Here is a 23,024-nt window from a genome sequence, read left to right as displayed (position 1 = left end):
CGAGGGCTGGCATGACGATTAGCGATCCGCCCGCTCGATCCCCCGATACAGCGTCGCCATCGCATCGGGATAGGACGGGCCGCCGCAGGTCGTCAGCGCCTCGGGGATGACGATGCGCCGTCCCGGCGGTACCGCGCGGCGAAGCAGCGGGTGCTGAAGCAGCTCGGTTCCCTTGTCGCGGACCTGGTCGCCATTCTCGACGAGCAGGAAATCGGGCCGCGCCACCGCCATCTCCTCCAGCGACAGGTGCGACAGCATCGGCCGGTCGAGCCGGGTCGCGAGATTGGCCAACCCCGCCCGGCGCATCATCTCGTCGACCAGCGTCCCCTGCCCGGTCAGATAGCCGCGCCGCTGATAATAGGCTGCGACCCGGCCGCGACCCGGCGGCGGGCCCAGCGCCTTCAGCCGCGCGCGCATCGCCGCGACCAGCGCCTCGCCGCGCTCGGGGTGGCCGATCTCGGCGGCGATCGTCCGCGCGGTCCGTTCGATGCTGGCGAAGCTGTCGGCCCAGCCGATGTCGACCAGCCGCACCTTGCGGCTGCGGAGCACCGCCAGCGCCGCGGGGGTGCCGAAGCCCGAGGTGAATACCAGGTCGGGCTTCAGCGTCAGCATCTCCTCGGCGCTGCCGCGCACCGCCGGGAAGCGCCGCGCCTTCGCCACGCCCCACGACATCGCCGGATCGTGCGAGAAGCGGTTGAGCGCGACGATCTGGCCCGGATCGGCGAGCAGCAGCAGATATTGGTCGGCGCACAGGCTGAGCGAGACGATCCGCCGCGGCGCGGCCGACAGCGGCCCTGCTATCGCGAGCGCCAGCGCCAACCCGGTCAGGAACTTGCCAAGATTTCGGAACCGCATCGGCTTCTCATTCGGAGAAGGGCCCGCTAGGGTCAACCCGCCCCGATGAGCAGCCCCCTCCCCAAGCGTCTGATCCTGATCGCCGCGTTGGCCGCCGCCGCGCTGCTGCTCGCGCTCGCCTCGCTGCTGACCGGGCCGACCCGCTTCGGGTCGGGCGAGATCGCGGCGATCCTGGCGGGCGGCGGCGATCCGGTGCTGCGCGCCGTGCTCCTCGAACTGCGGCTGCCGCGCGCACTGCTCGGCCTGCTGGTCGGCGGGATGCTCGGTCTCGGCGGCGCGGTCCTGCAAGGCTATCTGCGCAATCCGCTCGCCGAGCCCTCGGTGCTCGGCACCTCCAACGTCGCGGCGCTCGGCGCGGTGATCGCGCTTTATTTCGGGCTCGCCCAGGCGCATCCGCTGGCGCTGCCGCTGCTCGCGGTCGCCGGCGCGCTGCTCGGTCTCGCGCCGCTGCTGCTGCTCGCCCGGCGCGCCGAAAGCCCGCTCTCGCTGATCCTCGCCGGGATCGCGGTCGGTACGCTCGGCGGCGCGGGGATCAGCCTCGCGCTCAACCTCGCGCCCAACCCCTTCGCAGCGATGGAGATCATGAGCTGGCTGATGGGATCGCTCGAGGATCGCTCGTTCGAGCATTTCTGGCTGGCGCTGCCCTGCATCGCGATCGGCGCCACGCTGCTGCTGTGGAACGCCCGCGCGCTCGACGCGCTGACGCTGGGCGAGGATGCCGCCCGGACGCTCGGCGTCGACCTGCGCGCGCTGCGCTGGCGGCTGCTCGCCGGGGTCGCGATCGGAGTCGGCGGCGCGGTCGCGGTGTCGGGCGCGATCGGCTTCGTCGGGCTGATCGTTCCGCATCTGCTCCGCCCGCTCACCGATCGCTCGCCCTCGGCGCTGCTGTTGCCCTCGGCGCTCGGCGGCGCGGCGCTGCTCAGCGCGGCCGACATCGCGGTGCGGCTGATCCCGACCGCCGACAGCGAGCTGCGGCTCGGGGTGCTGACCTCGCTGCTCGGCGTGCCCGTCTTCCTCTATCATCTGGTGCGCGAGCGGCGGCTATGGTGACCTTGTCGATCGAGGCGCTGCGGATCGATCTCGGCGGCCGCGCGATCCTGCACGGGATCGACGCCGAGATGCGTTCGGGCAGCCTGGTGGGCGTCATCGGCCCCAACGGCGCCGGCAAGTCGACGCTCGCGCGCGCCGTGACCGGGCTGCTCCGCTCGTCCTCCGGGCGCGTCGCGATCGACGGGACCAACGTCCGCGCCTTTTCTCCCGCCGATCTCGGCCGCCGCATCGCCTATTTGCCGCAGGGGCAGACCGTGCATTGGCCGTTGACCGCCGAGCGGCTGGTCGCGCTCGGCCGCCTGCCCCACCTCGCCCCCTTCTCGGCGATGGCGCGCGCGGACCGCGACGCGGTCGAGCGGGCGATGGCGCGCGCCGACATCGGCGGCCTGCGCGACCGGGTCGTCACCGAACTGTCGGGCGGCGAGCGCGCCCGCGTGCTGATCGCCCGCGCGCTCGCGGCCGAGGCGCCGGTGCTGGTGGTCGACGAGCCGCTCGCCGCGCTCGACCCCGGCCACCAGCTCGAACTGATGGATCTGATGCGCGCCGAGGCCGAGGCCGGGACGCTCGTCCTGCTCATCCTCCACGACCTGGCGATGGCGGCGCGCTTCTGCGATCGGCTGCTGCTGCTCCACCAGGGACGGCTCATCGCCGATGGCGACCCCGGCGCGGTGTTGATCCCCGAATATTTGAGCGATTGCTATAATATTCGCGCCTGGACCGGCACGATCGAGGGTCAGGCGGTGGTGCTGCCGATCGAGCGATCATCCCCGCCCGGTGCGGCGAAGCTGAGATAGGCGAGCCGCCGCACCTCGCGCCGGCCGCGCACGACGGTGGCGAGGATCAGCCCGCAGAACAGGTTGAGGAAGGCGAGGATCATCAGCCCGGTGGCGAGCAAGGCGGTCGGCAGGCGCGGCACCAGCCCGGTCTGGAGATAGGTGATGCCGAGCGGGATGGCGAGGAGAACGGCGAACAGCGCCAGTGCCGCCGCGATCACCCCGAAGAACAGCATCGGCTTCTCGATCCGGAACAGCGTCGCGATCGTCCAGAGGATGCGCCAGCCGTCGCGATAGGTCGACAGCTTCGACGCCGATCCCTCGGGCCGCGCGCCATATTGGGTGACGAGCTCTCCCACCGGCATCTGCAGCTCCAGCGCGTGGATGCTGATCTCGGTCTCGATCTCGAAGCCCGCCGAGAGCACCGGGAAACTCTTGACAAATCGTCGCGAAAAAACCCGGTAACCCGATAAGATATCGGAAAAAGTCCGTCCGAACAGTCGCGCCAGCAGACCGGTCAGCATGCGGTTGCCGAAGCGGTGGCCGCGCCGATAGGCGGCCTCGACCTCCGACTTGCGTGCGCCGACCACCATGTCGAGCCGCTCGTCGAGCATCATCCGGATCATCTCCGGCGCGGCGGCCGCGTCATAGGTCGCGTCGCCGTCGGCCATCACATAGATGTCGGCCTCGACGTCGGAGAACATCCGTCGCACGACATGGCCCTTGCCCTGCATCCGCTCGGTCCGGACGATCGCGCCCGCGGCGCGCGCGACCTCGACCGTGCGGTCGCGGCTGTTGTTGTCGAACACATAGATGCGCGCGTCGGGCAATGCGTGGCGGAAGGCCGCGACCGTCGTGCCGATCGCCGCTTCCTCGTTGTAGCAGGGCAGGATCACGGCGATATCGAGCGTCATGACGGCCTGATAGCCGGGGCCGCGAGGCTTGTCATCCGTCCGTCGCTTGCCCTTCCCCGCCGCCGCGCCAGAGCAGTCCCGCTATGATGGCGACCAGCGGCAGCAGCCAGGCGATCCGCGCCTGATAGCGCGCCTGCGGTTCAGATATGCCGCCGCCGAGCAGGGCATTGGCCGCCAGCGCGACGACGATCAGCAGCAGCCAGAGGCGCAGGTCGTCGCGCCGCTCGCCGCCGCGCCGCGCATCGACCGCCAGCCAGGCCAGCAGCAGCAGGATCGCGACAACGATCGCGCCCTGCTGCAGCCGCGCGATCGCCGGCTGCGGCCATAGCCCCTGGCCGCCGAGGCTGGCCCGCAACGCCGCCCGCTCGCGCGGCGGCAGCGCCGGCCAGCAATGCGGGCCGGCGGCGCAGGAATAGTTGAGCAGGTCGGCCTCCACCGCGATCGCCTGCCACCAGCCGTTGCGGGCGATCGCCGCCCCCTGCGCCAGCGGATGCTCGACGAGCACCGCCAGGGCGAACGCCTTGTCCTCGGCCGACAGCGCCCGGCGGGTCGCGGCGTCGGCGAACATATAGCCGCCCTTCGCCCGATCGTGCGACCAGAGCAGGTCCGCCGCCGCCACCCGGTCGCGATCGGCCCAGGCGCAGGCGGCGAAGCCCGCCTCCGGGCAATGGCGGCGCAGATAGTCGAGGCCGGGCCCGTCCGCCATGAAGCGCGCGGTGAGCAGCGGGACGAGCAGCGGCTTGCGGCCGAACACCTGCTCGACCACGGCCGAGGTGACCAGCACCGATCCGACCCCGGCGGCGAGGATCAGCAGCGTCGGCACGATCGGCGCGGCGGTCCGCGCGCGCGGCCAGCGCCGCGCCAGCGCCCAGATCGCCAGCACCGCCGCCATTGCCGCGACGATCAGGATATGGGTGAGGTGGGCGATCACCGACAGCAGCAGCAGCGCGAGCAGCCCGATCCGCTCGCCCCGCGCCAACCGCCCCCGGTCGATCGCGAGCAGCAGGAAGGCGAGGATGCCGATCGCGGCGAGCAGGTCGGGCATCAGCAGGCCGGTGAAATAGGGCAAGGCGGTGACCGCCGACAGCAGCAGCACGGTGCCGGCGACGATCGCCGGCCGGGCGAGATCGAACAGGCGGAGCGTGATCCGGATCAGCCAATAGGCGATCGCCGCCTGCGCGACGACGAACAGCCAGAAGCGGCTGAGCAGGTAGCTGAGCCACAGCAGCGCCCCGAAATAAGGCGATCGGCCGGCCATGATACTCTCGGTGGCAAGGTCGTTGCCGCGGGCGCCGACATGGCGGTCGGAATCGCGCGCCTTGCCCTCGGGGTCGAGCGAGCGGCGATAATGCTCGGTCCATTCGGTGCGGATGCGCTCGCCCGAGAAGATGTAGGCGGCGCTGTCGGCGGCGCGGACATAGGCGGTGCTGTCGGGGAAATAGAAGGGCTGCCCATTGACGAAGGCGGGCCAGGCCAGCGCCAGCACGCAGCCCAGATGGAACAGCCATCGCTGAAGCACCGCCGATCCCTGCTGCTGCCAACCCCCGCCCCGTCATCCGGGATTAGCGATGGCATTGCAACCGATGTTGGGGCAGCAGAGGGGCAGGATGCACGAAGATTACAATCTGTTCGTCACCATCGTCGAGGCCGGCAGCCTGTCCGCCGCGGGCCGGCGGCTGCGCATATCGCCGGCGATGGTGTCGAAGCGCCTCGCCCGGCTGGAGGCGCGGCTGGGGGCGACGCTGGTCCACCGCACCACGCGGCGGCTGCTGCTCACCGATGTCGGCCAGGGCTTCTACGAGGATGCGAGCCACATCCTCGATGCCGTCCGCACCGCCGAGGCGCGGGTGGCCGGGCGGGTCGGGCAGCCGGGCGGGCGGTTGCGGGTCTCGGCGCCGACCTCGTTCGGGCGGATGCACGTCGCGCCCTATCTCCGCGCCTTCCTCGATCGCTATCCCCGGATCGAGCTGTCGCTCGATCTCGACGATGGCTTCGTCGACCTCCTCGGCGAACGGATCGACGTCGCGATCCGCATCGCCACCCAGCCGGAAGGGTCGCTGGTCGCGCACCCCCTCGCCGAGAATCGCCGCATCCTCTGCGCCGCCCCCGGCTATCTCGCCGCCCAGGGCACGCCCGCAAGCCTCGCCGACCTCGGCCGGCACCGGCTGCTCGCCGCCGATCACCAGTTCCCCTGGCGCCTCGAAGGCCCCGGCGGCCCGGTGGCGCTCGATGGGGTAAGCGCGGTGCGCACCAATTCGAGCGAGGTCGCGCGCGAGCTGACCATCGCAGGGCTCGGCATCGCCCTGCGGTCGACCTGGGACGTCGGTCCGGCGCTGCGCGACGGATCGCTGGTCCGGATCCTGCCGGAGATCAGCGGCGCGACCGACGTCGCCATCTACGCGGTGCAGCCGCGCGGCACCGCCGGGGCGCCCAATGCCGACGCCTTCGTCGACCATTTCCGGACGCTCTTCTCGCCGGTGCCGCCCTGGGATAAATGACGGCGATGCTTGAGGAACTTCGCGACATCATGGCGCGGCTGCGCGACCCGGAAACCGGCTGCCCCTGGGACGTCGAGCAGGATTTCCGCACCATCGCCCCCTATACGATCGAGGAGGCCTATGAGGTCGCCGACGCGATCGAGCGCGACGACATGGCGGCGTTGCGCGACGAGCTCGGCGACCTCCAGCTCCAGGTCGTCTTCCACGCCCGCATGGCCGAAGAGGCCGGCGCGTTCGACCTGAAGGACGTGCTCGCTTCGATCAGCGCGAAGATGATCCGGCGCCATCCGCACGTGTTCGGCGATGGCGCGAGCCCCGGCTGGGAGGAGATCAAGGCCGCCGAGCGCGCGGGCGCGTCGGAGGACGGCAGCGCGCTGGCCGGGGTGGCGTCCGCCCTGCCCGCGCTGCTCCGCGCCGAGAAACTCCAGAAGCGCGCCGCGCGGACCGGCTTCGACTGGCCGGACCAGAGCGGCGCGCGCGAGAAGGTCGTCGAGGAAATCGACGAGGTCGACCGGGCGACCTCGGCGGAGCACCGCTTCGAGGAGATGGGCGACCTGTTGTTCGCCCTGGTCAACTGGGCGCGCAAATGCGGAATCGATCCCGAAGCCGCCCTGCGCGCGGCCAACGCCAAGTTCGAGAAACGCTTCCGCGCCATGGAGGACATGGCGGGCGACCGCTTCGCCGGCCTGACGCTCGATGAAAAGGAAGAGCTCTGGGTGCGAGCCAAGGCCGGAGAGGCGGGCCGATCCCACCCCGCCGGGCGGTAGTTACCTTCATGCGCCCCGCCTGAACTCACGAATTTCTTTACCATTTATGGCGTCGTGATGATCGTCACGCGTCCCATATCGCCAACAGGCTTATCACTTCCTTCAGCTATCCTGAAAAGGGGACCATCAATGTCAAGCGATGGTCAGATGATATCGTGCGGCACCCGCCCCTCATCTTGATAGCTGACACCGGCATGATCCGGTTTTTCATAGGAGATGGTCATGGGACGCTTTAACACCACGAAGCAGTTCTCGGCGGTACTTGGCATGCAGCGCCAATCGATCAAACAACTTAACGAACTCGTGGCGAAGGTCGCGGGTCTTGCCGGCTGCGAAGGTTGCGGTCGCCTCGCCTATATCGATCTGCACTTCCACGACGATCCGATCGCGGAGTTCAAGGACATCGTGATCTCCCAGGGAACGCGGGGCTTCTAGGCCCTGGCCGTTTCAGACTCCGGGACAATCGACATGACGGCCTGCGATGCGAACCGGGTCGCGGACCGGGACATCTGGCGCAGGCCCGCTCCCCTGGGAGTGGGCCTGCCCTATCTCCCGGATCTCGATGCGGCGCTCTACACATCCGGATTGATCGACTTCGTCGAAATCACGCCGGATATATTATGCCGCCCCCGCTATGGAGCGCCCGGCATGGTGCTCGATATGGGCCTGCTCGAAACCGCACGGGATGTCTGCGGCGGCCTCCCCATCGTCGTCCATGGCGTCGAATTGTCGATCGGATCGGCGGGCCGCTGGAACGACCATTATGTCGCGATGCTGGAGACCTTCCAGCAGGAATGGCCTTTCGCGTGGCACAGCGAGCATCTGCACTTCCAGACGATCGACATGGACGATGGATGCGGTGAACGCGATATCGGCGTTCCCCTGCCCTTGCCGTTCACCCAGGCGGCCGCTGCGACGGTCGCGAACCGGACTCGCCGGCTGAACGCCGCCTTCGGCGTTCCCTTTCTGCTCGAGAACGGCGCCCATTATCTCGGCCGCCTTCCCCGTTCCGACGGAATCCGGGATGAGGCGCATTTCCTCAACCGCATCGCGGAAACCGGCGATTGCGGCTTTCTCCTCGACCTGCACAATCTCCATTGCAACGCGGTCAATAACGGCGACGATGCCGCCGGGCTGATCGATGCCCTCCGTCTGGATCGCGTCGGTGAAATCCACATCGCCGGCGGCCGCTGGTCGGATGGCTTCCGCCTCGATTCGCATGATGGCCGGACCCCGCAACCGGTCTGGGCGCTGCTGGATGACGTGCTTCCCCGCTGCCCGCATGTCGGCGGCGTCGTTTTCGAGATCATGGCCGACCATGCACGGCGGCTCGGTCCCGCGGCGATCGTCGAGGAATTGGGCCGGCTCCGCGCCATCTGGACCCGGCACAAGGCCGTGGCGAAGGCCGATCCATGCCTCGCCTGAGCGACTATCAACGCGCCCTGGCCGATGCTGTCCGGCATGGTGGGGAAGATCGGCCCGTGCCCCCGGGTCTCTCGGTTTCCGGCCTCGCCCTGACGCGGCGGGTTCGCCACAGCTGGTGCATGGGCCGCGTCCGTCGCGCCGCTCCCTTGACCCTCGCCATATTGACCGAAGATGATCGCGAGGAGATCGTCGCCGAATGGGTCGCACGCGGCGGCGGGACCAGTTCCTTCTTTGAAACGGAAGCTGAAGCCTTTCTCACCTTCGTCTCCAGGCGACTGGACCGGCCGAGCCACGCATCGAGCCTGTGCCGCTTCGAACGCGCCGTGATCCGTGCAAGAGGCGCATCGACCATGCGCCGACTTATCCGTCCCGCGTCGATCGACAGCATGGTCCAGCGGTCGCCTCATGCCGATCTCGTCGAGTTGCACGCGCCTGTCGAACAGCTCCTCGAAGCTCTCGCCAAAACGCGACGCTGGCCCGCCATATGCGAGGGTTCGCACCGACTGCTCGTGGCCCCGGGCATCGCCGGTCTCGTGCGCGACGCCAGCCCTGTGGAGATCGCCCTCTGGCACGCCGCCGAGCGGCCCGTCCCTGCAAAGGACTATTGGCCGGCGGCACGGTCGCTCGTCGCCTGTGGGGCGCTGGAAACCGTCGCGGGCGTGGACGGATGCTGAACGGGGCGGTCCGCGCCTGTCAGCGCGCCTCGAACCGTGCCAGGTCCTTGTCCGACAGCCGCACTTCGACGATCATCGTATCGCCTTCGACCTCCTGTCCGATCACCTCGCCATTGGCATGGAGCCAGGCCAGCGCCGCGCCGTCGGCGATCGGCACGGACAGGGTGCGGACTCGATTGCCTGTCGACAGCCGATCGGACACCAGCCGGCGCAGTTCCTCGACGCCCTCGCCGGTCAACGCGGACAGAGGCGCGACGTCGTCGCGGCGAGCGGCTTCCGCTTCGGTCGCGGCGCGCGCCTCGGGATCGAGCATGTCGATCTTGTTCCAGACCTCGAGGATCGGCGCTCCCTCCCCCGCCTCGCCTTCCGGGGCCCTGGGGCCGACGCCGATCTCGCCGAGCACCGCCAGCACGTCGCCCGCCTGGGCATCGCTGTCGGGGTGCGAGATGTCGCGGACGTGGAGGATGATGTCGGCGCCGGTCACCTCTTCCAGCGTCGCGCGGAAGGCGGCGACGAGCTGGGTCGGCAGGTCGGAGACGAAGCCGACCGTGTCGGACAGGATCGCCTTGTCGAGGCCGGGCAGCGAAATCTGCCGCATCGTCGGATCGAGCGTGGCGAACAGCAGGTCCTCTGCCATCACCTTCGCCCCGGTCATGCGGTTGAACAGGGTCGACTTGCCGGCATTGGTATAGCCGACCAGTGCGATCACCGGCCAGGGCGCGCGCTGCCGCCGGGCGCGGTGGAGGCCGCGGGTGCGGCGCACCTGCTCCAGTTCGCGGCGCAGCTTCGCCATCCGGTCGCGGATCAGGCGGCGGTCGGCCTCGATCTGGGTCTCGCCCGGGCCGCCGAGGAAGCCGAAGCCGCCGCGCTGCCGTTCGAGATGGGTCCAGCTCCGCACGAGACGGCCCGCCTGATAGTCGAGATGGGCGAGCTCGACCTGCAGTCGGCCCTCGGCGGTCGCCGCGCGCTCGCCGAAGATCTCCAGGATCAGACCGGTCCGGTCGATCACCTTCGCCTCGGTCGCCTTCTCCAGGTTGCGCTGCTGGATCGGCGTCAGCGCGGCGTCGACAATGATCAGCTCCGCCTCGCCCTGACGGGCGGCGAGCGCGATCTGGTCAACCTGGCCGGAGCCGAACAGCGTGGCGGGCTTGGGATCGCGCAGGCGGAAGGCGAGCTTGTCGACCACGTCGACCCCGATCGCGGCGGCAAGCCCTGCCGCCTCGTCGAGTCGCGCTTCCGCGCTGCGAGGGTTGTCGCCGGAACGTTCGGGCAGGGCCACCAGCGCTCGCGCGCCGCGGCTCAGCCCGTCGTCCTCGTCACGGTTGAAGACGCTCAATCGTCGTCCGAGCTGTCGATCTCGGCCAGGTTGATCGGATGGGCCGGCTGCACCGTCGAGATCGCATGCTTGTAGACGAGCTGGCTGAGACCGTCCCGCCGCAGCAGCATGCAGAACAGGTCATAGGCCGCGATCTCGCCCTGGAGCATCACGCCGTTGACGAGGAACATCGTCACCGGCTCGCGCGCCTTGCGGACCGCCGAGAGGAACACCTCCTGCAGCAGGTGGGACTTCTTGTCCTCGAAGCTCTTGTCGATCTCCGCCATGTCGAGCGGATGCGCGGGCATCACCGTCGAGATGGCGTGCTTATAGATGAGCTGCGACTGGCCGTCGCGGCGAAGCAGGACCGAGAAATTGTCGAACCAGGTGATGATGCCCTGGAGCTTGACGCCCTTCACGAGAAACATCGTGACGGGGGTCTTGGTCTTACGGACCGAGTTGAGGAAGATATCCTGAAGATTATTGACCTTGTCGGCCATTGCCGGTCTCCGGTCTTGGCGGGTCATGGCCCGCTGATTGCGCCGTTGCATGGCGTCGTGCAGCCCGCGCCACATGCGGGGCTGACTCCTTCATATAGCAGCTTGGTCGGCGCGTCCATCTCGCAGTTGCAGCAAAGCCGCTCGCTTCGCCGCAAGCATCCGATCGTCATCCTGAAGAAAATCAGGATCTCCCTTGTTCTTCAACATCTTGCTGGAGCCTACTGAAAGGCAGTGAGATCCCGGCTTTCGCCGGGATGACGGGCGGGAGGGTCAGCCCTCCTCCCCTTCCTCCCGCGGATCGACCAGCCCCAGCGTCTTGAGCTTGCGGTGGAGCGCCGAGCGTTCCATGCCGATGAACGACGCGGTCTTTGAGATGTTGCCCGAGAAGCGGCGGATCTGGACGCGCAGATATTCGCGCTCGAACGTCTCGCGCGCCTCGCGGAGCGGCGTGCCCATGATCGAACGGGCCGCCTCGCCCGGCGCCAACCGGGCCTGGTCGCTCAATATCTCGGGCGGAAGCATGTCGAGCTCGATCCGGCCGATCCGCTCGCCGGGCGCGAGGATGATCGTCCGCTCGACGATGTTGCGGAGCTGGCGGACGTTGCCGGGCCAGTCATAGGTCTGCAGCGCGCCGACCGCGTCGTCGGTGACGACCGGCGTCGGCACCCGCCGTTCGGAGGCGAAGCGCGCCAGGAAATGCTCGACCAGCGCCGGGATGTCCTCGCGCCGCTCGGCCAGCGGCGGGATGTTCACCGGCACGACGTTGAGCCGGTAATAGAGGTCCTCGCGGAAGCGCCCGGCGGTGATCTCCTCGGCCAGGTTGCGCGAGGTGGCGGAGACGACGCGGACATCGACCTTGACGATGCGCTGCCCGCCGACCCGGTTGAACGCCTGTTCGGTCAGAACCCGCAATATCTTCGCCTGGGTGGTGAGCGGCATGTCGGCGATCTCGTCGAGGAACAGCGTGCCGCCATGCGCCTGTTCGAGCAGGCCGGGACGGATCAGCTCGCCATTCTCCTCGACCCCGAACAGCTCCTCCTCGACCCGCTCCGGTTCCATCCGCGCCGCGCTGACCACGATGAAGGGCGCCTGCGCGCGGTGGCTCCAGACATGGAGGAGGCGCGCGGCCACCTCCTTGCCGACACCGGCCGGGCCGCTGATCAGGACCCGGCTGCCGGTCGCCGCGACGCGTTTCAGCGTGGCGCGGATACCGTTGATCGCGCCCGAATTGCCGGTGAGTTCCTCCTCCTGGCCCATCTGCGCCTTGAGCGTCGCATTCTCGCGGCGCAGCCTATCGGTTTCGGTCGCGCGATCGACCAGCAGCAGCAGATGCTCGGCCTCGAACGGCTTCTCGATGAAATCGGTCGCGCCGCGCCGGATCGCCGTCACCGCCGTGTCGAGATTGCCGTGACCGGAGATCATCAGCACCGGCAGGCTCGGGTCGCGGCGCTTGATCTCGTCGAGCAGATCGAGCCCGTCGAGACGCGATCCCTGCAGCCAGACGTCGAGCAGCACGAGCGACGGCCGCCGCTCGTCGATCGCCGCGAGCGCCGAGTCGCTGTCGGCGGCGGTGCGGGCAGCATAGCCCTCATCCTCCAGCACGCCCGCCACCAGGTCGCGGATATCCGCCTCGTCGTCGACAATCAGGATTTCGAGCGCCATGCCTCAACCAGTTCCACTTCGCTTGAGTTCGGGGAATTTAGCTTCTTCGGCCGCGGTGCCGGCGCGGTCCTCGCCCTCCACCGCGAGGCTGCCGAGCGCCTCCAGGTCGAAATCCATCTCGACCATGGTGCCGCCGCCGGGCCGGTCGCGCAGCGCCAGCGTGCCGAGATGGTCCTCGACGATCTTGCGGACGATGGCGAGGCCAAGGCCGGTGCCACGCTTGCGCGTCGTCATATAGGGCTCGGTCAGCCGCTCGCGTTCGGGAGGCAGGCCGGGGCCGTTGTCGGCCAGCACGATGCGCAGCCGCCGCTCCGCGACCCGGATCGTCATCGCGATCACGCCGGGGGCATGCTGCGCGGGGTTCTCTTCAATAGCCTCGACCGCGTTCTTGACGAGGTTGGTCAGCGCCTGGCCGAGTTGGCGGCGGTCGCAGACCATCGTCGGGGTCATCCCTTCGCTGTCGAGGCTGAAGCTGATCGACGGATGGGCGACCTCCTGCAGGAACATCGCCTGGCGGGCGATATCGACGATCGCCTCCTCGCGGAAAGCGGGCTTCGGCATGCGCGCGAAGGACGAGAATTCGTCGACGATCCGGCGCATGTCGCCGACCTGGCGGACGATCGTGGCGGTCAGCCGCTCGAACACGCCGGGATCGGACGATATCTCCTTGCCATAGCGGCGCTGGAGGCGCTCGGCGGCAAGCTGGATCGGGGTCAGCGGGTTCTTGATCTCATGCGCGATGCGGCGGGCGACGTCGGCCCAGGCGGCGCGGCGCTGGTCGGCGAGGCGCTGGGTGATGTCGTCGAAGGTCAGCACCCGCGCGCCCTCCGCCGCGACCGACCGGACGGACAGGGTACGCGGCTCGCCCGCGATGACGATCTGGACCACCGCCTCGCGATCCCCGGCATCGAGGATATGGTGCAGTTCGGGCGAGATGTCGGCGAGCGGCAGGCCGTCGACCGGCTCCTCGAGGGCGAGCATCGCCCGCGCCGAGGGATTGACGAGCGTGATCCGGCGATCGGCGTCGACCGAGATGACGCCCGCCGTCACGCCCGACAGCACGGCCTCGATGAAGGCGCTGCGGCTTTCGAGCTGGCTGTTGGCGGCGACCAGCGCGCCGGTCTGCTCGCCCAGCTTGCGGGTCATGCGGTTGAAGGCGCTGCCGAGCGTGCCGATCTCGTCGGGACTGGGATCGATATGGACGCGCGCGCTGAGGTCGCCGGCCGCCACCCGGCGCGCGGCGGCGACCAGGTCGTTGACCGGGCGGACCAGCCGGTCGGCGACCGTCATCGCCACCCAGATCGCGATGCCGAGGATCGCCAGCGCGATGATCATCAGCAGGATGTTGAAGCGGAGCTGGAGCGCGCGGGCGCGGTCGACGGTCGCGACATAGTCGCCCAGCGCCGATCGCGCGCGGGCGGCCTGGGCCAGCACGTTGCGGTCCGACTGGCGCGATATGTAGAGATAGGTGCGGCTCGCCGCGTCGAGCAGGATGGTGCCCTCGATCCGGTCGCCGGCCGCGGCGGTGATGCGCGGCTGCCCACCCGCCAGGAAGGGCAGCGTCTCGGGTGGCAGGCGCTTGTCGAGCGGCCGCTTGTCGAGGTTGGCAAGGGCGATGAGCTGCGGCGTGCCGGCGCGATCGACACTGATGATCGCCGATTCCGACAGGCCTCGATAGGCGACCTGGCGCGCGAAGAAGGGCGCGAAGCGCGGATCGTCGATCGTCGTCGCGGAGAGCGCGCTGCGCAGGTCGCCCGACATGGCGAGGATGTCGCCAAGCAGCCGCTCCTTGCTTTCGGTCACATAGGCCTGCGCGACCCGCTCGGAACTGCGCAGCACCACCGTCGCCTTGTCCGAGAACCAGAATTCGGTGCCAAGCTGGAACAGCAGCGATGCGAAGATCACGACCAGCAGCGTCGGCGCGGTCGCGATCAGCGAGAAGAAGGCGACGAGGCGGACGTGCAGCCGCGCCCTGCCCCCAAGCCCCGATCGCGCCGCGCGGTGCAGCGCCACGCGACGGGCGGCGAGCACCATCAGTACCATGAAGGATAAAAGATTGGCACCGAGCAGCAGCGCCACGACGGTCGGGGAGATCGGGATCTCCGGCTTTCCGCTGGCCGTGACGACCCGATAGCTGACCGCGACCACCAGCAGCGCAGCCAGCGGCGCCAATATCTCCAGCAAAGGCATCAGGCGCCGTGGCCGCAGCGCCGTCACCGCGCGCCTGCGCCACCGCCTGGATACAAGCCCTAATGCAGCCATCGTGACCGGATTACCACAAGGGCGTGGCTTCGGGAACACAGTTTGGCTCGCCTCAGGCGCCGGCGGTCGCATCCACGGCCTTTGGCGGATGGATGTCCGCCAATACTTCGTCATGCCGGCGGAGGCCGGCATCTCAGGCGGCTCTTGCCTCGAGCTCATCTCGTCACTGCCGAGATGCCGGCCTCGGCCGGCATCACGAGATACAATTCAATCCAACCTTCGCGAAGCTCCCGCATCGATCCCCAGATCGGTCAGCTTCTTGCGCAGGGTGTTGCGGTTGATCCCCAGCAGCCGCGCCGCGCGGAGCTGGTTGCCCTTGGCCGCCGCCATGCTGAGTTCGAGCAGCGGCCGCTCGACCTCGGCCAGCACCCGGTCGTAGAGCCCGTCGGGCGGCAGGTCGCGGCCGAAAGTCGTGAAATAGCGGGCGAGGTGCTGCCCGACCGCGTCGGCGAGGCCGCCGCTGCCGGCCGGCACGGGGGGCGGCGTCTCGGCGGCCGGGCGCTGGTGCAGCTGCTGTTCCACCAACGCCGCGGTGATCACGTCCTCGCGGCTCAGCACCGCCAGCCGGCGCATCAGATTCTCGAGCTCGCGAACGTTGCCGGGCCAGCCATATTGGCCGAGCCGCGCGACCGCCCCCGCATCGAGCGCCTTGCGCGGCAGGCCGTCCGCCGCAGCCCGGTCGAGGAAGAAGCGTGCCAGCTCGCCGATATCGTCGCCGCGCTGGCGCAATGCCGGCAGACGGATCGGCACGACGTTGAGGCGGTAATAGAGATCCTCGCGGAAGCCGCCGTCGGCAATCAGCCTGGGCAGGTCCTTGTGGGTGGCGGCGATGATCCGGACGTCGGCGCGGATCGACCGCGTGCCGCCGACCGTGGTGAACTCGCCCGCCTGGAGGACGCGGAGCAGCCGGGTCTGCGCCTCCATCGGCATGTCGCCGATCTCGTCGAGGAACAGCGTGCCGCCCTGCGCCTGCTCGAAGCGGCCGGCGCTGCGCGCCTGCGCGCCGGTGAAGGCGCCGCGCTCATGGCCGAACAGCTCGGATTCGATCAGCTCGCGCGGGATCGCGGCCATGTTGATCGCGACGAAGGGCGCCGCGGCGCGCGGCCCGAAATCGTGGATGGCGCGCGCAACCAGCTCCTTGCCGGTACCCGACTCGCCCAGCACCAGCACGGTCAGGTCGTTGGCGACGACGCGGGCGATGGTCCGGTAGACCTCCTGCATCGGCGGCGACCGGCCGATCAGCGGCAGGTCCTCGGCCGCCTCGCCGTCGAACGCCGCCGCACCGCCACCCGTCCGCGCCGCGAGCGCGTCCGACACCGCACGGGTCAGTTCGCCCAGGTCGAACGGCTTGGGCAGATAATCGAACGCCCCCTGCTCGGTCGCGCGCAGCGCCGTGGTGAAGGTGTTCTGCGCCGACAGAACGATCACGGGCAGGCCCGGATTGGTGCGGAGCATCTCCGGAATGATGTCGAGCCCGTTGCCGTCGGGCAGGACGACATCGGTAACGAGCACCTGCGGATCGAAGCTGGCGAACAGCCGGCGTTGTTCGGCGACCGAGGCCGCCGTCTCGACGATGTGGCCGGCGCGGCGCAGCGCCTCGCGCACCACGGTGCGGATGGCGCCGTCATCGTCGACGACCAGGACCCTGCCCCCCGTTCCGGTCATGCCGTCACCCGTGCCCGGGGGAGCAGCAGGCGGAACACGGTCCGCGGCGGAGTGCCTTCACGCGCATATTCAATGATTCCCCCCTGGTCGGAAACGAGCTTCTCCACCAGCGCGAGGCCGAGGCCGCTGCCGGTGCGCTTGGTGGTGACGAACGGATCGAACAAATGGCCCTCGATCTCGGGCGGCGCGCCGGGGCCCTCGTCGATCACGCACAGCTCGATCGGCAGCGGCTGGCGCGCGTCGCCGTCGGCGCGCCGCATCGACACGCCATGGCGATAGGCGGTCGTCAGCGTGATCGCGCCCGGGGCCTCGCCCATTGCCTCGGCGGCGTTCTTGAGCAGGTTGATCAATATCTGGATCAGCGAATCGCGATGGCCGAGCACGGCCGGCAGCGACGGATCATAGATCTCTCGGATCACCCGTCCCTGCGCGAAGCCGTTAAGCGCCACCTCGCGCGCATGGCCGAGGATGGCGTGGATGTTCTGCGGCGCCATCTCGATCGGGCGGGTGTCGGTGAAACCCTGCATCCGGTCGATCAGCGCGGCGACGCGGTCGACTTCCTCGCGGATCAGCCGAGTGAGCGGGCGCGATTCCTCGTCGCAGCTCGTCTCGAGCAATTGTGCCGCGCCGCGCACCGCCGATAGCGGGTTCTTCACCTCGTGCGCCAGCATCGCCGCGGCGGCGACGGCGGTGCGGGTGCCGCCCTCGCGGTCGATCGAGCGGGCGCCGATCGCGCTACGGGCATGGCCGTGGATCGACACCGCGCGCCAGCCCGGCCGGTCGGGCAGCGGCGCCACCATCAGGTCGACCCGCATCCGCCGCCCGCCGGGCAGCATGATGTCGATGTCATAGGCGGCGAAAGGCGCATCGCTGGGCATCGTCGTCAACGGATGCCCGATCGCGTCGAGCACGCCGTGCCCGACGATCTGGTTACGGCTGAGGTTGAACAGCGATTCGCAGGCCGCGTTGATCTCGACGACCTGGCCTTCGGGGTCGATCGTCAGCACCGCGGTCGCCATCGCCGCCATGATCTCGGCCGCGGAAGGAGGATCGGCGGGGCCGTCCGCCGCCGGTGCGCGCCGCCCGAAGCGGATCAGGCTGCTGCCCGGGAGAGCCATGGCGCGTAAAACTCTCCGAGCATGGCGATGACCCGCGCGGCGTCGGGTTCCTGGTTGACCTTGTTGCGGAACTCCGCCGAGCCTGGCAGCCCCTTGGTGTACCAGCCGATGTGCTTGCGGGCCATGTTGACGCCGACCTCCTTGCCATAGAGTTCAAGCATCGCATGATAATGCGCGAGGATAACGTGATATTGTTCCTCGATAGTCGGATCGAGCCTGCGCTCCCCAGTGGCGAGATAATGCATCACCTGCGAGAGCAGCCACGGCCGGCCATAGGCGCCGCGCCCGATCATCAGCCCGTCGGCGCCCGACTGGTCGAGCGCCGTCTCGGCATCCTCGATGGAGCAGATGTCACCGTTGACGATCACCGGGATCGACACGGCGTCCTTGACCCGGCGGATGAACGCCCAGTCGGCCGATCCCTTGTACATCTGGCAACGGGTGCGGCCATGGACGGTGATCATCTTCACGCCGACATCCTCGGCGATACGGGCCAGTTCGGGGGCGTTGAGGCTGTCATGGTCCCAGCCCATCCGCATCTTGAGCGTGACCGGCACCTCGACCGCCGCCACCGTCGCCCTGACGATCTCGACCGCCAGCTCCGGCGTCCGCATCAGGGCCGATCCCGCGTCGCCGTTGACGACCTTGCGGACCGGGCAGCCCATGTTGATATCGATGATCGCCGCGCCGCGATCCTGACTGAGCTTCGCCGCCTCGCCCATCTCGCGTGGCGTGCAGCCGACCAGCTGCATCGACACCGGTTCCTCGGCCGGGTCCCACAGCGCCTTCTGCACCGACTGGCGCGTCTCGCGGATCGCCGCCTGGCTGGCGATCATCTCGGTGACGTTCAGCCCCGATCCATAGCCGCGCACCACCTTGCGGAACGGCAGGTCGCTCACGCCGGTCATCGGCGCGAGAATCACGGGGCTGTCGATCCGCACGGGACCGATGTCGATAGGGCGCAGTCTGGGGGTCATGAAGCCATATTGCCTAAAAAAGCGGCAATCGCTCTACCCGCAAAGCGTCCGGGGAGCAAGCGACGTGGCATTGCCCAACCAAATCGTCATTCCAGCGAAAGCTGGCATCTCCCTGCCTTCCCGCGTCCCGGGAAAGAAGGGAGATCCTGGCTTTCGCCAGGATGACGGGGAAAGGACGACGGCGCCTGAGCTTTACTGTTCGACTCCCCCCACCTAAAGCCCGGCGCATGACGGGGAAGCCGAGCATCGCCGCCTTGATCGTCGCCGCCGGACAGGGCGTCCGCAGCGGCGGTGGCGTACCCAAGCAATATCGCCGGATCGGCGGCAAGGCGGTGCTCGCTCATGCCATCGACGCGCTGGCACGCCATCCGGCGATCGGCAGTGTCCAGCTCGTGATCGGCGCCGGCCAGGAGGCGCTCCATGCCGAAGCGATCGGCGTGCGTGCCCTGCCCCCGCCCGTGACCGGCGGCGCGACCCGGCGCGATTCGGTGATCGCGGGGCTGGCGGCGATCGACGCCGACATCGTCCTGATCCACGACGCCGCCCGCCCCTTCCTGCCCGCCGCGGTGATCGACCGGCTGATCGCCGCGCTCGACGGCAGCGACGGCGCCGTCCCCGCGCTGGCCGTCGCCGACACGCTGGCGAAGGGCGACGCCCGGCTCGGCGACAGCGTGCCGCGCGACGGGCTCCATCGCATCCAGACGCCGCAGGCCTTCCGCCGCGTAGACATCCTCGCCGCGCACCGGGCATGGGATACGGCGCGTGAGGCGACCGACGACGCGCAGGTCGCGCGCGCCCACGGCCTGTCGGTCGCGATCGTCGAGGGCGACCGCAGCCTGGAGAAGCTCACTTATGCCGCCGATTTCGAGGCCGCCGAAGGAAGGATGGCGATGATCAGCCGCACCGCGATGGGCTTCGACGTCCACGGCTTCACAGCCGGCGACGGGGTCCAGCTCGGCGGCGTCCGCATCGCCCATGACCGCGCCCTCGCCGGGCACAGCGACGCCGACGTCGCGCTCCACGCGCTGACCGACGCGCTGCTCGGCACGATCGCGGCGGGCGACATCGGCAGCCATTTCCCGCCCAGCGACCAGCGCTGGAAAGGCGCCGATTCGGCGATGTTCCTGGCCCATGCCCGCGACCTCGTCGCCGCAGCGGGCGGAATCGTCGATTTCGTCGACCTGACGATCATCTGCGAGGCGCCCAAGGTCGGCCCGCACCGCGAGGCGATCCGCGACCGGATCGCGAGCCTGCTGGGCCTCGCCGCCGGCCAGGTCAGCGTCAAGGCGACCACCACCGAGCGGCTCGGCTTCACCGGCCGACGCGAGGGGATCGCAGCCCAGGCGGTTGCAACGGTGCGCGTGCCGTCCATATAGCGAGGGGAAGAGATCGTGACCGAGCACCGAGACATATTGCTGCCCCCCGAACTGGTGGAGGCCGCGCGCCGCGTGATCGAGGCGAACCGCGCCGAAGGCCGCAAGATCGCAGTCGCGGAGAGCTGCACCGGCGGCCTCGTCGCCGCCGCGCTGACCGAGATTCCGGGGTCGTCGGACGTGCTCGGCTGCGGCTTCGTCACCTATTCGAACGAGGCCAAGATCTCGCTGCTCGGCGTGTCGGTCGAAATGATCGAGACATTCGGCGCGGTGTCGATCGCGGTCGCCTGGGCGATGGCGCGCGGCGCGCTGGAGAAGAGCGGCGCCGATACCGCGGTAGCGATCACCGGCGTCGCCGGTCCTGGCGGCGGCAGCGAGAAGAAACCGGTCGGCACGGTGGTGTTCGGCCGCGCCCGCAAGGGCGCCGATCCCGAGGACATCGCCGCCGACAAGCGCCATTTCGGCGATCTGGGACGCGGCGGCGTCCGCCTTCAGGCGGCGCTGTGCGCGCTCGAACTGCTGATGCCCGGCGCCACGCTGGCCGAGGAGCCGTAAAGCTTCGCCGCACGTTCCTCGAAGGCGTTGATCATCATCCTCAGCGCCCGATCGAACATCTGGCCGGCGATCATCTCGAACAGCCGCGACTTGAACTCGAAATCGATCGCGAAGTCGACGATCGTGCCGCCCTTGCCGTCGGCGGTGAAGGTCCAGTCGTTGTGGAGGAACTTGAGCGGTCCTTCGATATAATCGACATGGATGCTCACCGGCCGCCGCTTGGTCACCTTCGAGGTGAACTTCTCGCGAAGCGCCTTGAAGCCGACCATCAGGTCGGCGACCATTTCGGTCTCGCTGTTCGACCGGACGCGCACTGCCGATACCCAGGGCAGGAATTCGGCATAGGACGCGACGTCGGCGACGAGCGCGTACATCTGCTCCGGGCTATAGGGCAGCGTCCGGGTCTCGCGGTGGCGAGGCATGTCAGACGGCCGGGACTGCCGCCTTGCGGGCCAGCTCGGCATTGCGGGCGTCGCGCAGCTTCACGAAATCGTCACCGGCATGATAGCTCGACCGGGTCAGCGGGGTCGCGGCGACCAGCAGGAAGCCCTTGGCCCGCGCGATCGCGGCATAGGCCTCGAACGTCTTGGGCGCGACGAAGTCGGCGACCTTGGCGTGCTTCGGCGTCGGCTGGAGATATTGGCCCATCGTCAGGAAATCGATGTCGGCCGAGCGCATGTCGTCCATCACCTGGTGGACCTCCAGCCGCTCCTCGCCCAGCCCGACCATGATGCCCGACTTGGTGAAGATCGTCGGGTCGAGCCGCTTGACCGTCTCCAGCAGGCGCAGCGACGCATAATAGCGCGCGCCCGGCCGGATCGTCGGATAGAGCCTCGGCACCGTTTCGAGATTATGGTTGTAGACGTCGGGCCGCGCCGCGACGATCATGTCGATCGCCGCATCGGCCTTGTTGCGAAAATCCGGGGTCAAGATCTCGATCGTCGTCTTGGGCGTGGTCCGGCGCAGCGCCTCGATCACCTTGACGAACTGCCTGGCGCCACCATCGGGCAGGTCGTCGCGATCGACCGAGGTGACGACGATATGCTCCAGCCCCAGCTCGGCCGCCGCATCCGCGACATGCTGCGGCTCCAGCACGTCGACCGGGCGCGGCATGCCCGTCTTGACGTTGCAGAAGGCGCAAGCCCGGGTACAGGTATCGCCCAGGATCATCACCGTCGCATGCTTCTTGGTCCAGCATTCGCCGATGTTCGGGCAGGCCGCCTCCTCGCACACGGTGGCAAGGTTGAGGCGGCGCATCAGCGCCTTGGTATCGGAAAAGGCCTGGCCCATCGGCGCCTTGACCCGGATCCAGTCGGGCTTGCGCTGCTTCGGGGCGTCGGTGATCGGCAGGGGTTCGCTCATGGATGCCAGATAGGCGATAAGGACCGCACTTGCCAGCCCCCGCGCTCGGGTCTAGGGCACTCGCTCATGACCGACTTCTCCGGGCTCATCGAGGGCTATCGCCGCTTCAAGGCGAATGGCTGGAAACAGCAACGCGAACGCTGGACTCAACTGGCTTCCGGACAGGATCCCCGTTTGATGGTGATCGCCTGTTCCGACAGCCGGGTCGATCCGACGATCATCTTCGACACCTCGCCCGGCGAGATCTTCATGGTCCGCAACGTCGCCAACATGGTGCCGCCGTTCGAGACCACGGCCGGCCTCCACGGCGTCTCGGCGGCGCTGGAGTTCGCGGTGACCCAGCTCGAAGTACCCGAAATCGTCGTGCTCGGCCACCAGAGCTGCGGCGGCTGCGCGGCGGCGCTCACCCGCCGCTTCGAGAATGCCGAGAAGGGCCAGGGCGGCTTCATCTCCGATTGGATGTCGATGCTCGACGAGGCGCGCGACAAGGTGGTCGCCGAGCATGGCCATGGCGAGGAAGCCGTGCGCGCGCTGGAATGGGAGGCGGTCAAGGTCTCGATCGCCAATCTGCGGACCTTCCCCTGCGTGCCGATCCGCGAGCAGAAGGGCAGGCTGAAGATCCACGGCGCCTATTTTGCGGTCGCCGACGGCATCCTCCACTTGCTCGACGAGGAGACCGGCGAGTTTTCACCGGTCTGACGACTCCCTCGACGAGAGGGCCGGAACGCCCGCCCCCCTCCATTCGTTGAGCCCCTCGACAGTTTTGTTGAGGAGCTTGACCATGATAGCCCGTTCGATCCTGGCGATCACCGCGCTGATCGCCGTCGCCCCGCTCGCCGCCCAGGGCGGCCCGGTCCAGACCGACGCCGCCCATCAGGCCGCCGATGCCCGCGAGGTTCCGCAGACCCGGGCGCTCAACGGCCAGGTCGGGAATGCGATTGCCCAGGCCCAGACCAACAACGCCGTCGCGCAGGCGCAGAACGAAGAGAACCAGGCCCAATATGAGGCCGACAAGGCCGCCTATGCCGCAGCGCTGCGCCAGCACAATCGCGAGGTCCTCGAGAATGACGCGACCTTCATCCGCCAGCGCGAGGCTTATGCCATGGCAATGCGCGACTGGCGCGCCCAGGTCGCGATGTGCAAGCGCGGCTACCAGAGCGCCTGCAAGCTGCCGACCCCGGACCCGCTGAACTATATGTGAGGGAATCGTCATCCTGGCCTTCGCCAGGATGACGGGGTTGGGGTGAGCAAGAAAAAGCCCGGAACCCCTTGAGGTCCG

General features: G+C 68.8%; 23 protein-coding genes. 11 read left to right on the top strand and 12 right to left on the bottom strand.

Annotated features, from left to right (window positions below):
• Positions 1–18: 18 nt before the first annotated feature.
• Positions 19–855, bottom strand: a complete 837-nt coding sequence (locus B5X82_RS02595; protein WP_328588170.1) for an ABC transporter substrate-binding protein — start codon at positions 853–855, stop codon at positions 19–21.
• A gap of 45 nt (positions 856–900) precedes the next feature.
• Here B5X82_RS02595 and B5X82_RS02590 point away from each other — a divergent pair, with 45 nt between their 5' ends.
• Positions 901–1,905 carry a FecCD family ABC transporter permease gene (locus B5X82_RS02590; RefSeq protein WP_079646455.1) on the top strand — a complete coding sequence of 335 codons (1,005 nt, stop codon included), beginning with the start codon at positions 901–903 and terminating at the stop codon, positions 1,903–1,905.
• Complete coding sequence (locus B5X82_RS02585; RefSeq protein ID WP_079646454.1) at positions 1,899–2,699, top strand: ABC transporter ATP-binding protein; 801 nt, start codon at positions 1,899–1,901, stop codon at positions 2,697–2,699. Before B5X82_RS02590 ends, B5X82_RS02585 begins: the two co-directional genes overlap by 7 nt.
• Here the strand turns inward: B5X82_RS02585 and B5X82_RS02580 are convergent.
• Together B5X82_RS02580 and B5X82_RS02575 are read right to left on the bottom strand one after the other, a co-directional pair.
• Complete coding sequence (locus B5X82_RS02580; RefSeq protein WP_079646453.1) at positions 2,639–3,592, bottom strand: glycosyltransferase family 2 protein; 954 nt, start codon at positions 3,590–3,592, stop codon at positions 2,639–2,641. The genes B5X82_RS02585 and B5X82_RS02580 overlap by 61 nt on opposite strands.
• A 31-nt stretch (positions 3,593–3,623) precedes the next feature.
• On the bottom strand, positions 3,624–5,111 hold the full coding sequence (locus B5X82_RS02575; protein ID WP_079646452.1) for a hypothetical protein: 1,488 nt from the start codon (positions 5,109–5,111) through the stop codon (positions 3,624–3,626).
• 88 nt (positions 5,112–5,199) lie between these two features.
• Here B5X82_RS02575 and B5X82_RS02570 point away from each other — a divergent pair, with 88 nt between their 5' ends.
• From B5X82_RS02570 to B5X82_RS02550, 5 genes are all read left to right on the top strand, one after another.
• Entirely contained in the window at positions 5,200–6,090 is an 891-nt protein-coding gene (locus tag B5X82_RS02570) for a LysR family transcriptional regulator (protein ID WP_079646451.1), read from the top strand.
• A 5-nt stretch (positions 6,091–6,095) separates the two neighbouring features.
• On the top strand, positions 6,096–6,857 hold the full coding sequence (mazG, locus tag B5X82_RS02565; RefSeq protein WP_079646703.1) for a nucleoside triphosphate pyrophosphohydrolase: 762 nt from the start codon (positions 6,096–6,098) through the stop codon (positions 6,855–6,857).
• Between the two features lie 222 nt (positions 6,858–7,079).
• Entirely contained in the window at positions 7,080–7,292 is a 213-nt protein-coding gene (locus B5X82_RS02560) for a hypothetical protein (RefSeq protein ID WP_079646450.1), read from the top strand.
• Between the two features lie 33 nt (positions 7,293–7,325).
• Positions 7,326–8,282: a DUF692 domain-containing protein gene (locus B5X82_RS02555; RefSeq protein ID WP_079646449.1), complete on the top strand. Its 957-nt coding sequence runs from the start codon at positions 7,326–7,328 to the stop codon at positions 8,280–8,282.
• 146 nt (positions 8,283–8,428) lie between these two features.
• Positions 8,429–8,956: a hypothetical protein gene (locus B5X82_RS02550; protein WP_139385010.1), complete on the top strand. Its 528-nt coding sequence runs from the start codon at positions 8,429–8,431 to the stop codon at positions 8,954–8,956.
• 19 nt (positions 8,957–8,975) lie between these two features.
• On the opposite strand, the gene hflX is transcribed toward B5X82_RS02550, so the two are convergent.
• From hflX to dusB, 7 genes are all read right to left on the bottom strand, one after another.
• The gene (gene hflX, locus B5X82_RS02545; RefSeq protein ID WP_079646447.1) at positions 8,976–10,292 is read right to left on the bottom strand and encodes a GTPase HflX; all 1,317 of its coding nucleotides are present in this window, start codon (positions 10,290–10,292) and stop codon (positions 8,976–8,978) included.
• Positions 10,289–10,771 carry an RNA chaperone Hfq gene (hfq, locus tag B5X82_RS02540; protein ID WP_047166269.1) on the bottom strand — a complete coding sequence of 161 codons (483 nt, stop codon included), beginning with the start codon at positions 10,769–10,771 and terminating at the stop codon, positions 10,289–10,291. Before hfq ends, hflX begins: the two co-directional genes overlap by 4 nt.
• 270 nt (positions 10,772–11,041) lie before the next feature.
• The gene (gene ntrX / locus B5X82_RS02535; RefSeq protein WP_079646446.1) at positions 11,042–12,433 is read right to left on the bottom strand and encodes a nitrogen assimilation response regulator NtrX; all 1,392 of its coding nucleotides are present in this window, start codon (positions 12,431–12,433) and stop codon (positions 11,042–11,044) included.
• A gap of 3 nt (positions 12,434–12,436) precedes the next feature.
• Entirely contained in the window at positions 12,437–14,767 is a 2,331-nt protein-coding gene (locus B5X82_RS02530) for a sensor histidine kinase (protein ID WP_079646445.1), read from the bottom strand.
• Between the two features lie 135 nt (positions 14,768–14,902).
• Positions 14,903–16,360 carry a nitrogen regulation protein NR(I) gene (gene ntrC / locus B5X82_RS02525; protein WP_079646444.1) on the bottom strand — a complete coding sequence of 486 codons (1,458 nt, stop codon included), beginning with the start codon at positions 16,358–16,360 and terminating at the stop codon, positions 14,903–14,905.
• Complete coding sequence (locus tag B5X82_RS02520) at positions 16,357–17,478, bottom strand: two-component system sensor histidine kinase NtrB (protein WP_079646443.1); 1,122 nt, start codon at positions 17,476–17,478, stop codon at positions 16,357–16,359. The genes ntrC and B5X82_RS02520 overlap by 4 nt, the downstream gene beginning before the upstream one ends.
• Positions 17,454–18,455 (bottom strand): tRNA dihydrouridine synthase DusB, encoded by a 1,002-nt coding sequence (gene dusB / locus B5X82_RS02515; RefSeq protein WP_079646442.1) that lies wholly within the window; start codon positions 18,453–18,455, stop codon positions 17,454–17,456. The genes B5X82_RS02520 and dusB overlap by 25 nt, the downstream gene beginning before the upstream one ends.
• A 227-nt stretch (positions 18,456–18,682) precedes the next feature.
• On the opposite strand from dusB, the gene B5X82_RS02510 reads away from it, so the two are divergent.
• Both B5X82_RS02510 and B5X82_RS02505 read left to right on the top strand, forming a co-directional pair.
• A complete protein-coding gene (locus B5X82_RS02510) occupies positions 18,683–19,831 on the top strand; it encodes a bifunctional 2-C-methyl-D-erythritol 4-phosphate cytidylyltransferase/2-C-methyl-D-erythritol 2,4-cyclodiphosphate synthase (RefSeq protein ID WP_079646441.1) in 1,149 nt (382 codons plus the stop codon).
• Positions 19,832–19,846: 15 nt separating this feature from the next.
• Positions 19,847–20,383: a CinA family protein gene (locus B5X82_RS02505; RefSeq protein WP_079646440.1), complete on the top strand. Its 537-nt coding sequence runs from the start codon at positions 19,847–19,849 to the stop codon at positions 20,381–20,383.
• Here B5X82_RS02505 and B5X82_RS02500 read toward each other — a convergent pair.
• Together B5X82_RS02500 and lipA are read right to left on the bottom strand one after the other, a co-directional pair.
• Positions 20,320–20,805: a type II toxin-antitoxin system RatA family toxin gene (locus B5X82_RS02500; protein ID WP_079646439.1), complete on the bottom strand. Its 486-nt coding sequence runs from the start codon at positions 20,803–20,805 to the stop codon at positions 20,320–20,322. The two genes, B5X82_RS02505 and B5X82_RS02500, sit on opposite strands and share 64 nt — an antisense overlap.
• Before the next feature lies 1 nt (position 20,806).
• Positions 20,807–21,745, bottom strand: coding sequence for a lipoyl synthase (lipA, locus tag B5X82_RS02495; protein ID WP_079646438.1), 939 nt, complete (start codon positions 21,743–21,745; stop codon positions 20,807–20,809).
• 66 nt (positions 21,746–21,811) lie between these two features.
• Here lipA and B5X82_RS02490 point away from each other — a divergent pair, with 66 nt between their 5' ends.
• Complete coding sequence (locus B5X82_RS02490) at positions 21,812–22,444, top strand: carbonic anhydrase (RefSeq protein WP_079646437.1); 633 nt, start codon at positions 21,812–21,814, stop codon at positions 22,442–22,444.
• Positions 22,445–22,526: 82 nt separating this feature from the next.
• Positions 22,527–22,946: a hypothetical protein gene (locus B5X82_RS02485; protein ID WP_079646436.1), complete on the top strand. Its 420-nt coding sequence runs from the start codon at positions 22,527–22,529 to the stop codon at positions 22,944–22,946.
• Positions 22,947–23,024 lie beyond the last annotated feature (78 nt).

The sequence above is a fragment of the Rhizorhabdus histidinilytica genome (assembly GCF_900167915.1).
In the GTDB taxonomy this organism is placed as follows: Bacteria; Pseudomonadota; Alphaproteobacteria; order Sphingomonadales; family Sphingomonadaceae; genus Rhizorhabdus; species Rhizorhabdus histidinilytica.
The sequence above is the reverse complement of the archived record's forward strand: the minus strand, read 5'-3'. Positions and strand labels throughout refer to the sequence as shown.

What these genes read in the sequence shown, in the direction of transcription:
- B5X82_RS02595 (WP_328588170.1), bottom strand. Translation starts at nt 855, where the DNA reads ATGCGGTTCCGAAATCTTGGCAAGTTCCTGACCGGGTTGGCGCTGGCG.
- B5X82_RS02590 (WP_079646455.1), top strand. Translation starts at nt 901, where the DNA reads ATGAGCAGCCCCCTCCCCAAGCGTCTGATCCTGATCGCCGCGTTGGCC.
- B5X82_RS02585 (WP_079646454.1), top strand. Translation starts at nt 1,899, where the DNA reads ATGGTGACCTTGTCGATCGAGGCGCTGCGGATCGATCTCGGCGGCCGC.
- B5X82_RS02580 (WP_079646453.1), bottom strand. Translation starts at nt 3,592, where the DNA reads ATGACGCTCGATATCGCCGTGATCCTGCCCTGCTACAACGAGGAAGCG.
- B5X82_RS02570 (WP_079646451.1), top strand. Translation starts at nt 5,200, where the DNA reads ATGCACGAAGATTACAATCTGTTCGTCACCATCGTCGAGGCCGGCAGC.
- mazG (WP_079646703.1), top strand. Translation starts at nt 6,096, where the DNA reads ATGCTTGAGGAACTTCGCGACATCATGGCGCGGCTGCGCGACCCGGAA.
- B5X82_RS02560 (WP_079646450.1), top strand. Translation starts at nt 7,080, where the DNA reads ATGGGACGCTTTAACACCACGAAGCAGTTCTCGGCGGTACTTGGCATG.
- B5X82_RS02555 (WP_079646449.1), top strand. Translation starts at nt 7,326, where the DNA reads ATGACGGCCTGCGATGCGAACCGGGTCGCGGACCGGGACATCTGGCGC.
- hfq (WP_047166269.1), bottom strand. Translation starts at nt 10,771, where the DNA reads ATGGCCGACAAGGTCAATAATCTTCAGGATATCTTCCTCAACTCGGTC.
- ntrX (WP_079646446.1), bottom strand. Translation starts at nt 12,433, where the DNA reads ATGGCGCTCGAAATCCTGATTGTCGACGACGAGGCGGATATCCGCGAC.
- B5X82_RS02530 (WP_079646445.1), bottom strand. Translation starts at nt 14,767, where the DNA reads ATGCGACCGCCGGCGCCTGAGGCGAGCCAAACTGTGTTCCCGAAGCCA.
- ntrC (WP_079646444.1), bottom strand. Translation starts at nt 16,360, where the DNA reads ATGACCGGAACGGGGGGCAGGGTCCTGGTCGTCGACGATGACGGCGCC.
- B5X82_RS02520 (WP_079646443.1), bottom strand. Translation starts at nt 17,478, where the DNA reads ATGGCTCTCCCGGGCAGCAGCCTGATCCGCTTCGGGCGGCGCGCACCG.
- dusB (WP_079646442.1), bottom strand. Translation starts at nt 18,455, where the DNA reads ATGACCCCCAGACTGCGCCCTATCGACATCGGTCCCGTGCGGATCGAC.
- B5X82_RS02510 (WP_079646441.1), top strand. Translation starts at nt 18,683, where the DNA reads ATGACGGGGAAGCCGAGCATCGCCGCCTTGATCGTCGCCGCCGGACAG.
- B5X82_RS02500 (WP_079646439.1), bottom strand. Translation starts at nt 20,805, where the DNA reads ATGCCTCGCCACCGCGAGACCCGGACGCTGCCCTATAGCCCGGAGCAG.
- lipA (WP_079646438.1), bottom strand. Translation starts at nt 21,745, where the DNA reads ATGAGCGAACCCCTGCCGATCACCGACGCCCCGAAGCAGCGCAAGCCC.
- B5X82_RS02490 (WP_079646437.1), top strand. Translation starts at nt 21,812, where the DNA reads ATGACCGACTTCTCCGGGCTCATCGAGGGCTATCGCCGCTTCAAGGCG.
- B5X82_RS02485 (WP_079646436.1), top strand. Translation starts at nt 22,527, where the DNA reads ATGATAGCCCGTTCGATCCTGGCGATCACCGCGCTGATCGCCGTCGCC.